This window comes from Pseudomonas sp. GW821-FHT07F01 (assembly GCF_059418825.1).
In genome coordinates this window covers 777,598-791,688 of sequence record NZ_JBWKQO010000004.1, presented here as the reverse complement: position 1 = coordinate 791,688, position 14,091 = coordinate 777,598, and the positions used below count along the sequence as shown (strand labels likewise).

The 14,091-nt window shown below is 63.5% G+C and carries 13 protein-coding genes and 1 pseudogene; 7 read left to right on the top strand and 7 right to left on the bottom strand.

All coding sequences use genetic code 11. The features are described 5' to 3' along the window. Positions 1-164 precede the first annotated feature (164 nt). From sixA to AC07R1_RS18135, 3 genes are read right to left on the bottom strand one after another with little or no spacing between them, the layout of a single operon-like run. Positions 165-614 carry a phosphohistidine phosphatase SixA gene (sixA, locus tag AC07R1_RS18145; protein WP_011060073.1) on the bottom strand — a complete coding sequence of 150 codons (450 nt, stop codon included), beginning with the start codon at positions 612-614 and terminating at the stop codon, positions 165-167. Continuing rightward, complete coding sequence (locus AC07R1_RS18140; RefSeq protein ID WP_011060072.1) at positions 611-958, bottom strand: DUF4389 domain-containing protein; 348 nt, start codon at positions 956-958, stop codon at positions 611-613. Before AC07R1_RS18140 ends, sixA begins: the two co-directional genes overlap by 4 nt. A gap of 18 nt (positions 959-976) precedes the next feature. Beyond that, positions 977-2,002 (bottom strand): NAD(P)H-dependent glycerol-3-phosphate dehydrogenase, encoded by a 1,026-nt coding sequence (locus AC07R1_RS18135; RefSeq protein WP_011060071.1) that lies wholly within the window; start codon positions 2,000-2,002, stop codon positions 977-979. Positions 2,003-2,197: 195 nt separating this feature from the next. On the opposite strand from AC07R1_RS18135, the gene AC07R1_RS18130 reads away from it, so the two are divergent. The 5 genes from AC07R1_RS18130 (at position 2,198) to fabB (ending at position 9,149) form a co-directional block, all read left to right on the top strand. Beyond that, positions 2,198-4,324, top strand: a complete 2,127-nt coding sequence (locus AC07R1_RS18130) for a TonB-dependent receptor plug domain-containing protein (RefSeq protein WP_495110801.1) — start codon at positions 2,198-2,200, stop codon at positions 4,322-4,324. Between the two features lies 1 nt (position 4,325). Further along, complete coding sequence (locus tag AC07R1_RS18125) at positions 4,326-5,255, top strand: ABC transporter substrate-binding protein (protein ID WP_072451653.1); 930 nt, start codon at positions 4,326-4,328, stop codon at positions 5,253-5,255. Beyond that, positions 5,252-7,153 carry an ATP-binding protein gene (locus AC07R1_RS18120; RefSeq protein WP_011060068.1) on the top strand — a complete coding sequence of 634 codons (1,902 nt, stop codon included), beginning with the start codon at positions 5,252-5,254 and terminating at the stop codon, positions 7,151-7,153. Before AC07R1_RS18125 ends, AC07R1_RS18120 begins: the two co-directional genes overlap by 4 nt. 248 nt (positions 7,154-7,401) lie before the next feature. Further along, entirely contained in the window at positions 7,402-7,917 is a 516-nt protein-coding gene (fabA, locus tag AC07R1_RS18115; protein ID WP_011060067.1) for a 3-hydroxyacyl-[acyl-carrier-protein] dehydratase FabA, read from the top strand. 11 nt (positions 7,918-7,928) lie between these two features. Further along, entirely contained in the window at positions 7,929-9,149 is a 1,221-nt protein-coding gene (gene fabB / locus AC07R1_RS18110; protein WP_011060066.1) for a beta-ketoacyl-ACP synthase I, read from the top strand. 67 nt (positions 9,150-9,216) lie between these two features. Here the strand turns inward: fabB and AC07R1_RS18105 are convergent, their stop codons facing one another. From AC07R1_RS18105 to AC07R1_RS18090, 4 genes and pseudogenes are all read right to left on the bottom strand, one after another. Next, complete coding sequence (locus tag AC07R1_RS18105; RefSeq protein WP_404940410.1) at positions 9,217-10,080, bottom strand: methyl-accepting chemotaxis protein; 864 nt, start codon at positions 10,078-10,080, stop codon at positions 9,217-9,219. Beyond that, a pseudogene (locus AC07R1_RS18100) lies at positions 10,072-10,842 on the bottom strand (MCP four helix bundle domain-containing protein); the annotation flags it as partial. The pseudogene AC07R1_RS18100 and the gene AC07R1_RS18105, both read right to left, overlap by 9 nt. A gap of 139 nt (positions 10,843-10,981) precedes the next feature. After that, entirely contained in the window at positions 10,982-11,446 is a 465-nt protein-coding gene (locus tag AC07R1_RS18095) for a DUF3859 domain-containing protein (RefSeq protein WP_015634675.1), read from the bottom strand. Positions 11,447-11,518: 72 nt separating this feature from the next. Continuing rightward, on the bottom strand, positions 11,519-12,493 hold the full coding sequence (locus AC07R1_RS18090; protein ID WP_370059477.1) for an amidohydrolase family protein: 975 nt from the start codon (positions 12,491-12,493) through the stop codon (positions 11,519-11,521). Positions 12,494-12,684: 191 nt separating this feature from the next. Between AC07R1_RS18090 and AC07R1_RS18085 the strand changes: the two genes are divergently transcribed. Beyond that, the gene (locus tag AC07R1_RS18085) at positions 12,685-13,101 is read left to right on the top strand and encodes an OsmC family protein (protein ID WP_011060062.1); all 417 of its coding nucleotides are present in this window, start codon (positions 12,685-12,687) and stop codon (positions 13,099-13,101) included. A gap of 62 nt (positions 13,102-13,163) precedes the next feature. Then, positions 13,164-14,036 carry a pirin family protein gene (locus tag AC07R1_RS18080; protein ID WP_065363403.1) on the top strand — a complete coding sequence of 291 codons (873 nt, stop codon included), beginning with the start codon at positions 13,164-13,166 and terminating at the stop codon, positions 14,034-14,036. The last annotated feature ends 55 nt before the right edge of the window (positions 14,037-14,091 follow it).

Here is a 14,091-nt window from a genome sequence, read left to right as displayed (position 1 = left end):
TCCTTTGTTCTTATTCTGTTCGCGACACCAACCAAGCACTTGCTTGGTGGACTATTCCACGCACAAAGGAGCGCTGCAAGTTAAGAAATGTAGCGGATCGCAACCGGGGATCGGTGGGTTCGAGACAACAACGGCGGCCCGGGCATGCCCTGCCGCCGCGTCCATCAAGGGTGTGTCACGGCATTCAAGGTCATCAGCCCCGCCAGGGGCCAGTCGCCTTCGAGCTCCGCCAGGCTGGCGGTGTTCATCGGCTGCGGATCACGCAGGTGGCCGTGCTGCAACAGGCCGATCAGGTTGCCCACCAGGGGTTGATGGCTGACCAGCAGCAGGTTGTCGGCACTGTCCAGTTGCTCCAGCACCTGCAGCGGGTTGGCCTCGGGGGTGAGCCAGGGCACGGTGCGGATCTCGCCTTCGAACCCCAGGGCCTCGCGCACCAGCTGTGCAGTCTGCTGGGCACGTACATAAGGGCTGGCGAGGATCGCGGCGATGGGCTGGCCGATCAGGTGCGCGGCGCTGCCCAGCACTTCCTCGCGACCGTGGGCCGTGAGGTTGCGCTGGGCATCGGTCGGCGCATGGGACTCGGCCTGGCCGTGACGCAGCACCCACAGCTTCACAGCTTGGGCTCCTCGTCACGCACCGGGTGAGGCGCTGGCGGCACGCTATGGGGAGCTTCGCCTTCAGGCGCCCGGGGAGCGGGCCAATCGGCGAACGGCCAGGGTTTCTGTTCGGTATGGAAGCTGCCGAAACGGCCGATCTGCGCCAGGAACTGGCTCAGGCTATCGCCGAAGTTCATCAGGCCGGCATTCGGCGCGCCGTAGATCAGGCGATAGATCAACTGCACCAGCACCAGCGCGCCCAGGAGAAACTGCGCCACCTGCCACACCAGCACGAATATCAGCATCCACAGCACCCGCAGGAGGATGGACTCGTATTTGGCTTCGGAATTCGTATCGTTCATGTCTGGCTCCTGTGCTGCTCAGTTGAATCCGCTGGTGGAGATAAAGTCGACGTCGGTTTTCGGCTCGCCGCGCATCAAGAGCTCGATTACCTGGTTCAGCGTACGCCCTTCGAACAGGATCGCGTGCAGGCCGGCCACCAGCGGCATGTAGACCCCCAGCTCCTGAGCCTTGACCTTGAGCACCTTGAGGGTGTTGACGCCCTCCGCCACCTCACCCAGGCGGGTCACCGCCTCTTCCAGGCTCAGGCCCTGGCCCAGGGCAAAGCCCACCTGGTAGTTGCGGCTCTTGGGCGAGGAACAGGTGACGATCAGGTCGCCGACCCCGGCCAGGCCGAGGAAGGTCATGGGGTTGGCGCCCTGGCTCACGGCAAAGCGGGTCATTTCCGCCAGCGCCCGGGTAATCAGCATGCTCTTGGTGTTTTCCCCCATGCCCAGGGCCACCGCCATGCCGGCGATGATCGCGTAGACGTTCTTCAGCGCCCCGCCCAGTTCCACGCCGAAGCGGTCGGCACTGGCATACACACGGAAGGTGCGGCCATGCAGCGCGGCCTGGACCCGCTGACAGAGCTCTTCGTCTTCACTGGCGACCACGGTGGCGGTCAGGGCGTGCTCGGCCACTTCCCGAGCCAGGTTGGGGCCGGAAAGTACGCCGATGCGCGCTTGCGGGGCGATGTCCTGGAGGATCTCGCTCATCAGCTTGAAGGTCTGGGCCTCGATGCCCTTGGTCAGGCTGACCAGCAGCTTGCCGCGGAGCAGCTCGGCGTGGGGCGCCAGCACCGAGCGCAGGGCGCTGGAGGGCAAGGCGACAAAGCACAGGTCACTGTCATTGAGGGTGGCCAGCAGGTCGGTGACCGGCTCCACCGCCGGATGAATCTTGATGCCCTTGAGATAGCGCGGATTCTCGCGGTTGACCCGAATGGCCTCGGCCTGCTCGGGGTCGCGCATCCACTGCCGCACCCGGTGACCGTTCTCGGCCAGCAGATTGGCCACGGCGGTACCAAAACTTCCGCCTCCCAGGACCGCAATAGGGCGCTGTTGTGTCATATGCAATCCGTTAATCCATAGCAGTGGCGATGGCGGCATTATACGGGGCGGTTTTCTCACCACCAGCCCCAGGGGCCATTCAGGCAACCTGTCGGGAACACGTGGAGTCATTCGGGGAATGTCGGGCTTATCGACTGGAAAACTCGACTATCTCGGTTAACATGCGCGCCTTCCATCAAGATTCAAGGCTGTGTCGTGTCCGCTGGCCCCTCACCTCTTCGTCTGTCGCTGCTGCTGGGCATGCTGTTCGGCCACTCGGTGCTGGCCGACGATCTGTTCCTGGACGGCACCGCCCTGCCCGAGGTCCTCACCGCCACCCGCCTGAAACAGTCACCTGCCGCGGTTCCCGGCAGCATGACGGTGCTCGACAACGAGTTGATCAAGGCCAGCGGCGCCCGGGACATCAGCGAACTGCTGCACCTGGTGCCGGGGATGATGGTCGGCGCCATCAGCGGCAACCAGGCCACGGTCAACTACCACGGCACCAACGCCAGCGAAGCCCGGCGCATGCAAGTGCTGATCGACGGGCGTTCGGTGTATCGCGCCGGCCTGGCGACAGTGGACTGGAGCGATATCCCGGTGGCCATGGAAGACATCGAGCGCATCGAGGTGTTTCGCGGCCCCAATACCGTCAGCTACGGCGCCAACGCGCTGATGGCGGTGGTCAACATCATCACCCGCGCCCCGGCCAACAGCCATGGCACGCGGGTCAAGCTGACCCGGGGCCAGCGCGGCATCAGCGACTGGTACGCCAGCCAGGGTACCGGCTGGGAAACCGGCGACCTGCGCCTGTCGCTGTCGGGGCAGGAAGATGATGGCTTCGACAAGAATCGCCTGGGGGCCGACTACCGCGACAGCAAGCGCTTGAACCGCTTCAGTCTGTCCGTGAGCCAGATGCTCAATGAACAGCAGAGCATCGACTGGCAGTTGAATGCCAAGGAAGGCACCAACCAGCGGCCCTATACCTATCAGCCGGTGTTCCACGGGGTAACCCAGCAAGGCAACAACTCCGATGTAGTGGCCAAGGATTACGCCGGGTCACTGCGCTGGAACCTGGAGCTCAATCCACAGCACAGCCTTTATATCCAGGGCTCGGCCCAGCACTGGGACCGCCAGCAGACCTGGCGTGCCTGCGACGCGGCAATTTCCTTCAGCCCCGAGCTGACACGCCTGTGGCAACTCAACCCGAACTACGCCGAGCGCCTGGCGCGCCACATGCCCGATTATTTAAGCGCGGCGCCCGGTGGAACCCCGACGGAACAGGCATTGGCCAACCAGGTCATCGACCAGTGGAAAACCGGCGGCGGCAAGAATACCGTCTGCGGCAACATCGACCAGAGCTCTCGGGAAACCCGCTACGACCTGGAGCTGCAGGACACCCTGAGCCTCAGCGACAACCTGCGGCTGGTCAGCGGCATGAACTATCGTTACGACCGGGCCGACTCCGAAACCTACTTCAACGGCACCCTCGACGACACCACCTGGCGCCTGTTCGGCCAGCTGGAGTGGCGGGCCAGCGAACATTGGCTGATCCAGGGCGGGGCTATGTACGAAGACACCCAGCTGACCGGCAACTCCCTGACCCCGAGGATCGCGGTCAACTACCTGATCAACCCGCGCCACGGCTTGCGGGCGGTGTATTCGGAAGCCATCCGCTCCCCGGACATGTTCGAGAACAACGTCAACTGGAGCTACCGGGTCACCGGCCTGAGTACCCCGGTCTACGGCCAGAACAGCGCCCAGTACTTCGTCAAGACCCGTGGCCCCGGCAACCTCGACCAGGAGCACATGCGTTCCCGGGAACTGGGCTACAACGGTTACTTCGTCGACCAAGCGCTGAACCTCGACATCAAGCTGTTCTATGACGAAATCACCGGGATGATCAGCGAGCCGCTGCGCAACAACCAGTACATCGCCAGCAACAGCAACGCCTCGCGCTTCGCCGGTACCGAGAGCCAACTGGACTGGCAACTGAGCCGCGCCGACCGCCTGCGCCTGACCTACGCCTACGTCCATGCCCAGGCCAGCAACCGCCTGGACCAGCGCCTGACCGCCAGCAACAGCGGCTCCGCCGGCTGGCTGCGCAATTGGGGCCAGGGCTGGTCCAGCGCGCTCTTCTACTATGGCGACAGCGCCCTCAACGGCTACCGATTCGAACGGGTCGACACCCGCATCGCCAAGCGCCTGGCCCTGGGCAGCAAGACCAGCCTGGAACTGGCCGGCACCCTGCAGCAACGGCTCGACCACCAGCCCACCACCTTCGCCGACAATCTCTACGACTCGCGCCACGTGGTCTACTTCAGCGCGGAGCTCGAGTTCTGACATGGGCCACTGTCGGCCCTGGAAGGCCCTGCGCATACATCGTCGCCTGTGCCTGTGCCTGCTGGTACTGGGCATGCTGCTGGGCAACCCGTTGTGGGCGGCCGATGTGCTGCTCACCGCCAGCGACGACAACAGCAGCGTGCGCACCTTCACCGAAGAACTGGCCGCCCAGCGCCCCCGGGACCAGGTGCGCTTCGTCCCCCTGGCCCAACTGCCGCCGCCGGGCCAGTTGCCCGGCAGCACGCGCCTGATCCTGCTGGACCCGCAAAGCCTCGACTGGCGCCTGCAAGATCCCTTGGGCCCGCCGACCCTGGTCCTGCGCATCAGCCGCCTGCAGGCCCAACAGCGCCTGGCGCAAAGCCCTCATCCACGGTTGAGCCTGCTGTGGAGCGATCCGCCCCTGGAGCGCCAGTTACGCCTGATCCGCAGTGTTCTGCCGCAGGTGCGCCGGGTGGGGGTGCTGTACAGCGCCGACAGCCGGTTCCTGCTCAAGGAGCTGCACCTGGCCGCGCAAACCCTGAACATGGAAATCATCGCCGAACCCTGGGACAGCACCAGCGACAGCCGCCCGCTGCAGAACCTGCTGCGCAACAGCGAAGTGCTGCTGGGCCTGGATGATCCGAAGCTGTACAACCCGAAAACCGTGAAGAACCTGCTACTGAGCAGCTACGCCCGGCAACAGGCGCTGATCGGCCCCAATGCCGGCTTCGTCCGGGCCGGCAGCCTGGCCAGCACCTACAGCGACCAGCAGGACTGGTTGCAGACCCTGGACAGCCTGCTCGACCAACCGCCGGCCCGCTGGCCCCGTGCGCTATACCCGACGGCTTTCAAAGTACTGAGCAACCCACAGGTGGCACGCTCGCTGGGCATCGAGGAAATCGACCCGCAGGCCGTTGCGCGCCAGTTGAGTGAAGGAGAGAAGCACCCATGACATTGCGTCGCCGATGGGATATCCAGACCCGCACTCAGCTCATCAGCCTGGGCCCGGCCCTGCTCCTGACCCTGCTACTGATCAGCTTCTTTACCTTCGTGCGTATCCAGGACTTGCGCCAGGAGCTCAACCACACCGGGCAACTGATCGCCAATCAACTGGCGCCAGCCACCGAGTACGGGGTGATCTCCGGCAACAACGAGGGCCTGGAGAGCCTCCTGCAGGCAACCCTGGCCACACCTCATGTGCACTTCCTGGAGGTACAGGACAGCGCCAACAACATCCTGGTGTACGTGGAACAGCCCTCGGCCAGCCACAACCACGCGCAACAGATCAAGGTATTCCAGGCCCCGGTACGCCTGCAGCGCATCCAGGTGCACAACGACTTTCTGCAGAACGACCCGGCCAGCATGGCCGCCCAGGGCGATGGTTACCTGGGCCGGGTGATCGTCGGCATGTCCAACGACGCCTTCAGCCAGCGCCAGCAGGAAATCCTCCTCAAGGCCGCCATCCTCGCGCTGTTCGCCCTGCTCTTCACCTTCCTCCTGGCCCGGCGCCTGGCGGCCGGCCTGGCACAGCCGATCCGCGCCATGGGCGATGCGGTGAAGGCAATCCAGGAAGGGGATTTCAAGACCCCGCTGCCGATCGTCGACGATGGCGAGCTGGGCAACCTGGCCCGGCACATCAACAACCTCGCCGCCGGCCTGGAACTGGCCAGCCGCGAGCAGCACCAGGCCATGTCCCAGTTGATCCAGACCCGGGAAGAGGCGGAACGGGCGAACAAGGCCAAGTCGGATTTCCTGGCGATGATGAGCCACGAGCTGCGCACACCGATGAACGGTGTGCTGGGCATGCTGCAACTGCTGGAAACCACCCAGATGACCCAGGAACAGAGCGAGTACGCGGCGCTGGCGTCGGAATCCACCGAACACCTGCTGAAGGTGATCAACGACATCCTCGACTTCTCCCGCATCGAACGCTCGGCCCTGGAACTGGAGCACATCCCATTCAACCTTGCCGAACTGATCACCAGCTCGGCCCAGGCCTTCCAGCACAGCGCCCTGCAACGCGGCCTGGACTTGCAACTGCGGCTGCCGCCGGGCATGGAGTCGCTGCAGGTCAAGGGCGACCCGACGCGAATCCGGCAGATCCTGGTCAACCTGATCGGCAACGCCCTGAAATTCACCGAGCAGGGCAGCATCACCATCGAGCCCCAGTGGCAGGCCCTGGATCACGAACTGCTGTGGTTCACCTGCGCAGTGCGCGACAGCGGTATCGGCATCAGCCCGGCCAGCCTGGAGCTGATGTTCGACGCCTTCCAGCAGGCCGACAGTTCGATTTCCCGTCGCTATGGCGGCACCGGCCTGGGCCTGCCCATCGCCCGCACCCTGGCCGAGCGCATGGGTGGCACCCTGCGGGCCCAGAGCGAGGAAGGCCGAGGCTCGGTGTTCACCCTGGAAATCCCCCTGGCGCTGTTCCAGCAGAGCCTGCCGGTACTGGCCCCGCGGGTGAGCAGCAATCAGCACTCCGGTGAAGGCCGCAACGTGCTGCTGGTGGAAGACAACCCGGTGAACCAGACCGTGATCCAGGCCATGCTGCGCAGCCTGGGGTTCACCGTGAGCATCGTCACCGACGGCGCCCAGGCGGTACGCAGTGCCGAAAGCCTGATCTTCGAGGCGATTCTGATGGATTGCCGACTGCCGCTGGTCGACGGCTATGAAGCCACCCGGCAGATCCGCCAACTGCCCGGTTGTGCCGATTTACCGATCATCGCCCTGACCGCCAACGCCTTGCAGGGCGACCGTGAAGCCTGCCTTGCAGCGGGCATGAACGACTACCTGGCCAAGCCTTTCAAGCGCGCGGATCTGCAGCAAATTCTCCAACGTTGGGTGCAATAACCGGCTATTTTCCAACAGCTACGACTGGCGTCATGGGCGAAAGTGCGGCAGTCTTAGGCACCCGACGGGGCCCTGAAAAGGCCCTCAAAAAAAATTTCAGTGCACAAGTGTACATTCATGCCCTTTGCGCTGTGACTTTCACTACAACGCAATAGTCTATGAGTAGGCTGCCGGCTCGAGGCATGAACGCTTCGATCGGCCGGGAAGATTTGCCCAACCCTGCCGCACGGGACTATTGAGGAGCTCGCATGACCAAACAAAACGCCTTTACTCGGGAAGACCTGCTGCGCTGCAGTCGCGGTGAGCTGTTCGGCCCAGGTAACGCGCAACTGCCCGCCCCCAACATGCTGATGGTGGATCGCATCACCCATATCAGCGAAGAGGGTGGCAAGTACGGTAAAGGTGAGTTGGTCGCTGAGCTGGATATCACTCCAGACCTGTGGTTCTTCGCTTGCCACTTCGAAGGCGACCCGGTGATGCCAGGCTGCCTGGGCCTGGATGCCATGTGGCAACTGGTGGGCTTCTTCCTCGGCTGGCAGGGCTTGCCGGGCCGCGGTCGCGCCCTGGGTTCGGGGGAAGTGAAATTCTTCGGCCAGGTCCTGCCGACCGCCAAGAAAGTCACCTATAACATTCACATCAAGCGCGTGCTCAAGGGCAAGCTGAACATGGCCATCGCCGATGGTTCGGTCAGCGTTGACGGCCGCGAAATCTATACCGCCGAAGGCCTCCGGGTCGGCGTGTTTACTTCAACTGACAACTTCTAAGGGTTATCCGCATGCGCCGCGTCGTTATCACAGGTCTTGGCATTGTTTCGTGCCTGGGCAATGACAAAGAGACCGTCTCCGCTAACCTGCGTGCAAGTCGCCCTGGCATCCGCTTCAACCCGGAATATGCCGAAATGGGTCTGCGTAGCCAGGTTTCCGGCTCCATTGACCTGAACCTCGAAGAGCTGATCGACCGCAAGATCTATCGCTTCGTCGGCCACGCGGCGGCTTACGCCTACCTGGCCATGAAAGACGCCATCGCCGACTCCGGCCTGAGCGAAGAACAAGTGTCCAACCCGCGCACCGGCCTGATCGCCGGCTCCGGCGGCGCCTCGACCCTGAACCAGATGGAAGCGCTGGACATCCTGCGCGAGAAAGGCGTCAAGCGCGTTGGCCCATACCGCGTTACGCGGACCATGAGCAGCACCGTTTCCGCCTGCCTGGCCACCCCGTTCAAGATCAAGGGCCTGAACTACTCCATCGCCTCTGCCTGCGCCACCAGTGCTCACTGCATCGGTACCGCCATGGAACAGATCCAGATGGGCAAGCAGGACATCGTCTTCGCCGGTGGCGGTGAAGAAGAGCATTGGACCCAGTCGTTCCTGTTCGACGCCATGGGTGCCCTGTCCACCCAGTACAACGAAACCCCGGAAAAGGCCTCCCGCGCCTACGACGCCAAGCGTGACGGTTTCGTCATCGCCGGCGGTGGCGGCATGGTGGTGGTCGAGGAGCTGGAACACGCTCTGGCCCGTGGCGCCAAGATCTACGCGGAAATCGTCGGCTACGGCGCCACTTCCGATGGCTACGACATGGTGGCTCCAAGCGGCGAAGGTGCAATCCGCTGCATGGAAATGGCCATGTCCACTGTCGACACCCCTATCGACTACCTGAACACCCACGGCACTTCGACCCCGGTCGGCGACGTCGCGGAAATGAAGGGCGTGCGTGAAGTGTTCGGCGACAAGGCCCCGGCCATCAGCTCCACCAAGAGCCTGTCGGGTCACTCCCTGGGCGCTGCCGGCGTTCACGAAGCGATCTACTGCATGCTGATGATGGAAGGCAACTTCATGGCCGGTTCGGCCAACATCGACGAGCTGGATCCGGAAGTGGCCGATATGCCGATCCTGACCAAGACCCGCGAAGACGCCACCATCAACACCGTGATGAGCAACAGCTTCGGCTTCGGTGGCACCAACGCCACCCTGGTCCTGAAGCGCTGGCAGGGCAAGTAAGCCCCGCCGCTTCGCCGAATGAAAAAGCCCCGACCGGTTCGGGGCTTTTTTTCGCCTGCCAGAAGGCTCAGACCGAGAAACGCGCCACCATGCTGTTCAGGTCCACCGCCAGGCGCGACAACTCCTGGCTGGCCGCACTGGTCTGATTGGCCCCGGCGGAGGTCTGCAAGGCCAGGTCGCGGATGTTCATCAGGTTGCGGTCCACCTCCCGCGCCACCGCCGCCTGCTGCTCCGAGGCGCTGGCAATGACGATGTTGCGCTCATTGATCTGGGTGAAGGCCGATGCGATTTCCTCCAGCGCCTGCCCTGCCGCCTTGGCCACCTCCAGGGTCGAATGGGCGCGGTTGTTGCTCTGCTGCATGGAACTGACGGCCTGGTCGGTGCCCTGCTGGATACCGCCGATCATCTGCTCGATTTCCTGGGTCGACTGCTGGGTCCGATGAGCCAGGGCCCGGACTTCATCGGCCACCACTGCGAACCCGCGTCCCGCATCCCCGGCCCGTGCCGCCTCGATGGCCGCGTTCAACGCCAGCAGGTTGGTCTGCTCGGCAATGGAACGGATCACCTCCAGTACCTTGCTGATGCCATAGACCTTCTGCGCCAGATCCTCCACCTGGCTGGCATTGGCCGTCACGTCCTGCGCCAGCGACTCAATCGAGAGCACCGTCTGGTGCACCTGCTCGCGCCCGTGCTGGGCGATGCGGTCGGACTCCCGCGAGGCCTCGGACGTGGCCACTGCGTTACTGGCCACCTCCTCCACCGCTGCGGTCATCTGGTTTACCGCCGTGGCCGCCTGTTCGATCTCCAGGCTCTGCTGATGCAGGCCACGGGTCGCATCCTCGGTGACACAACTGAGCTCTTCCGAGGCCGAGGCCAGCTGGCTGGATGAATCGGAGATGCGCCGGATGGTTTCCCGCAGGCTGTGCTGCATGGCCTTGAGCGCGTGCAGCAGGCGCGCCGGCTCGTCCCTGCCGGTCACCGTGATAGTGCCGGTCAGATCGCCGCCGGCCACCACTTCGGCCACATTCACCGACTGCGCCAGAGGCAGGACGATACTGCGGGTCAACAACAGGGCCAGGCCGATGGTCACCAGCGCCGCCAGGGCAATCATGCCGATCACCCATACCCGCGACTTGCTGAACACCGCCTGGGCCATATCGGTGGCATGGGTCGCGCTTTGCTTGTTCAGCTCCACCAGCTCGTGCAGGGTCGCGGCCATCTCATCGGCCAGCTGGTTCATTTCGCCATTGACCACCTTGACCGCTTCCTCCAGCTGGTTCTGGCTGGAGAGCTGCATGACCCGTTCCTGGCGTTGCAGGTACTGTTTTTCGATGGTCTTGAAGCGATCGAACAGGACCCGCTCCTGGGGCAGGAGGATCAAGGATTCGTAGCGGCTCTGGGCAACCCCCAGGACACTCTTGATCTCGTTGATCTTGTTTTCGTTCTGGGTGATCGCCTGCGGGTCGCGATTGATCAACAACCGCAGGGTCAGGGCGCGAATGCGCAGCAGGTCCTGGTTCATTTCCCCTACGGACATCACGCTGGGCAGCCAATTGCTTTCCACTTCATCGGACTGCTGGCGCATATTGCCCATCTGCATCAAGGCGAATGCCCCCAGGGCAAACACCATCAGCGCCAGCAAGCCGAAACCCAGGCTCGCCCGTAGCGCAATGTTCAGACTTCTAAGACTCATTCCTCTGGCTCCTTCCTAGAGCGCTGCAAGAACTTGCAGCAGGGTGCTCTTAGACGGTATCGGGCCATTGGAAAATTGCGTAAGACAAAAACGTGATATCAAAACGCCCTAGCACTCCAATACTTGGGCGTAAAACGATTCAGCGCACAGAAAATCGCTGTTCTGCCAACAATCGGTCGCCCTGGAAGACCATGAAACGCCACTCGCCCGGGACCACCTCATGGCTTTCGGTGAACTCATAGGCCATCACGTCCTGGGGAGCGTTGGGCACCAGTTTCTGAGTGATTTCGAACTTGTCATGGCGTACCCCGTCCGGCGTACGGATGCCCGGCGTCAGGTAAAGAAGAGTCAGGGGCTGATCTTCGGCCACCTTGCCCAGCAACTGGTAACGCATGCCGAACTTGGTCCCCAGCCTGGCGGGCACCACGGAGGTCTGCTGGATCTTCTCGTTGCTGCGGCGCAGCACCCGCTCCCCCGATTGCAGCTCGGCCTTGGGACCTTCGAACACGCCGTATTCCACCGGCCCTTCGACACGGACTTCGGCGCTGGCCAGGCCACTGAAGATCATCAGCGCCGCCAGTGCGCTTAAACGAGTGAGGTGCATATCGCGCTCCTTGATTGAGATGGCGCGAGCTTATGAAGCAGGCATGACAGGCTGATGACAGTCTGGCGCCTGCTAGGGACGATGGTTGGCGGGAAGGATGGCGAGGAAATTGTCATGGGCCACCTTGCGTGCCACCTCCTGCGGCAAGGCGTCAAGAAAGCCATCGAACCCCCGCAGCTCGCTCCCCAGTTTGTTGAAGCGCCCGACCACGTCCGAACCCAGCATGAAGCGCTCCGGGAAGCGCTCCACCAGCTGCAGCCAGGCCGGGTCGGGGTTGCCCTGCTTATCCAGCAGATAGGGTGTGAGCAGGCTCCAGGACAGGTCGATGTAGAGGTTGGGATAGCTCTCCAGCAGCCGCGTCAGGGTCGGCAGCAGGAACTCCAGCCGGGTCTGGTGACGATGGATCTCGGCACTGGTGCCAGCATGGGCCCAGATAAAACGCGTATGGGGGTGATTGCGCAGCGGCTCTTCGATTTCCGCCAGGTACAGTGGATTGCGCTCGCGCTTGGAGGTGATGTTGGAGTGCAGCATGACCGGCAGGTCGTTCTCGGCCGCCAGGTGATAGACCTTGGTCATCGCCTCGTTATTGGCCCGCGGCGTGTCGCCGGCGGTCAGCGCGGTGAGATCGTCGTGCCGGGTGAAGACCTCGCCGATGCCCTGCCACAGCCCCGGGTCGAGATCGAGCATGCGCTGGATATGCGCCGCGGAGTTCTTGTCGTTGGGGTTGAACCCCGAAAGGAACGGATGAAAGCGCCGGCGCTGCTCGGCCGGCAGCTTTTTCACCGCGGCGGCCACCAGCACGTCGGTGGCGCTGTACCAGTAGGCCGCGGCATCGTCCCCGGCGTAGTAGCGCGGGCGCTTGGGCTCATCCTCGTGCCATTTCTTGGCCACCGGAATCCCGGCAATCATCACCTGCTCAATGCGGTTGTCATCCATGGCCTTGAGCAAGGCTTCCATGCCCGCGGTTTCCTGGAAGAAGTCCACGTAATGCAGGTGCGCGTCGCTGTACACATAGTCACGCGCCTGGGCCACCGCCAGCGGCAGCATCAGCAGCGCCCACAAACAGCTTGCTTGAACAGGGTTCCAGTGCACCGCGCCGCCTCCCATGGATCGAAGCAGGATAGACCGCGACGCCGAGCCGCAGGTTCAGAAAAAGGGGAACGCCCGCGCTTCGATATGCTCTATAACTTCAGCACCCTTACAGCCTGATCCTTATTCATCACTGCCTGAGGTTTGCCATGACCATCACCGTCAATACCGAGTCCAGCGAAGGTTTCCGCCACAGCATCCAGGTCGACGACCACCAGTTGTTCACCGACCTGCCCAAGTCCGCCGGTGGCGAAGGCACCGCCCCCGAGCCCCATGACTACTTCGATGCCGCCCTGGGCGCCTGCAAGGCCCTGACCCTCAAGCTCTACGCGCAGAAGAAGAACATCCCGCTGACCGGGGTCACCGTGGAGATCAAGCACGACAACAGCGAAGAGCAGAAGGGCAAGTACGCCCTGCATGTGAAACTGACCCTCAAGGGCGTGCTCACCGACGCCCAGCGTGATGAGCTGCACCGGGTGGCCGACCGTTGCCCGATCCACAAGCTGATGACCACCAGCGAAGTCAGCATCGAGACCCACCTCTCCGAAGGTGCCTTCAGCCAGTAGCGGCAAGGCGGGCACAAGCGGGTTATGCTCCCGGGCATAACCCGATCAGCCTGGAATCCGCCATGAACTCCCCCCTCGTGATCCGTCCCCGTGCCGAGGACGTTGAAGGCCAACCCATCCTGCGCCCCCTGCCTTCGGCCCAGTGCCGCAGTGTCGGGCCTTTCGTGTTCTTTGACCACATGCTGGAAACCCGCTACCCGCCGGGCAAGGGCATGAATATCCGCCAGCATCCGCATATCGGCCTCTCCACCCTGACCTACCTGTTCGCCGGGCAGATCCAGCACAAGGACAGCCTGGGCTCCGACCAGATCGTGGGCGCCGGGGACGTCAGCTGGATGACCGCCGGCAGCGCCATCGCCCATGTCGAGCGCACGCCAGCGCCCTTGCAGGCCCAGGGGTTTGCCATGCACGGCCTGCAGGTCTGGCTGGCCTCGCCCAAAGAACAGGAGCAGGGCCCGGGGCACTACAGCCATCACCCGGCCAGCAGCCTGCCGGTGAGCGACAACCTGGGGGTGAGCATTCGGATGATTGCCGGCAGCGGTTTCTGCCTGGAGTCGCCAGTGCCGGTGCTCTCCCCCACCCTGTATGCCGAGCTGCGGCTGCAGACCGCCACCAGCCTGCTGATTCCCACCGAGCATCAACAGCGTGCGCTGTATGTACTGGAGGGCGAGGCACAACTGGACGGCGAGCCATTACCCGTGCACTCGCTGGTGGTATTGCCAGAGGGGGAGAACGCCACGCTGTTCGCCGAGAGCGATTGCCACGCGGTGCTGATCGGCGGCGCCGCCCTGGACGGCCCGCGGCGGATCAACTGGAACTTCGTCGCCAGCGATCCACTGTTGATCGATGAAGCTCGCAGACGCTGGGCCGCCGGGGACTGGCCGCAGGTGCCGGGAGAAAGCGAGCGCATCGAATTGCCACCCGCCCGCCACTGATCGGTAGGGGCCGGTTTGCCGGCGAACAGGCCCGTGAGTCTGGCGTTGCTCTCAC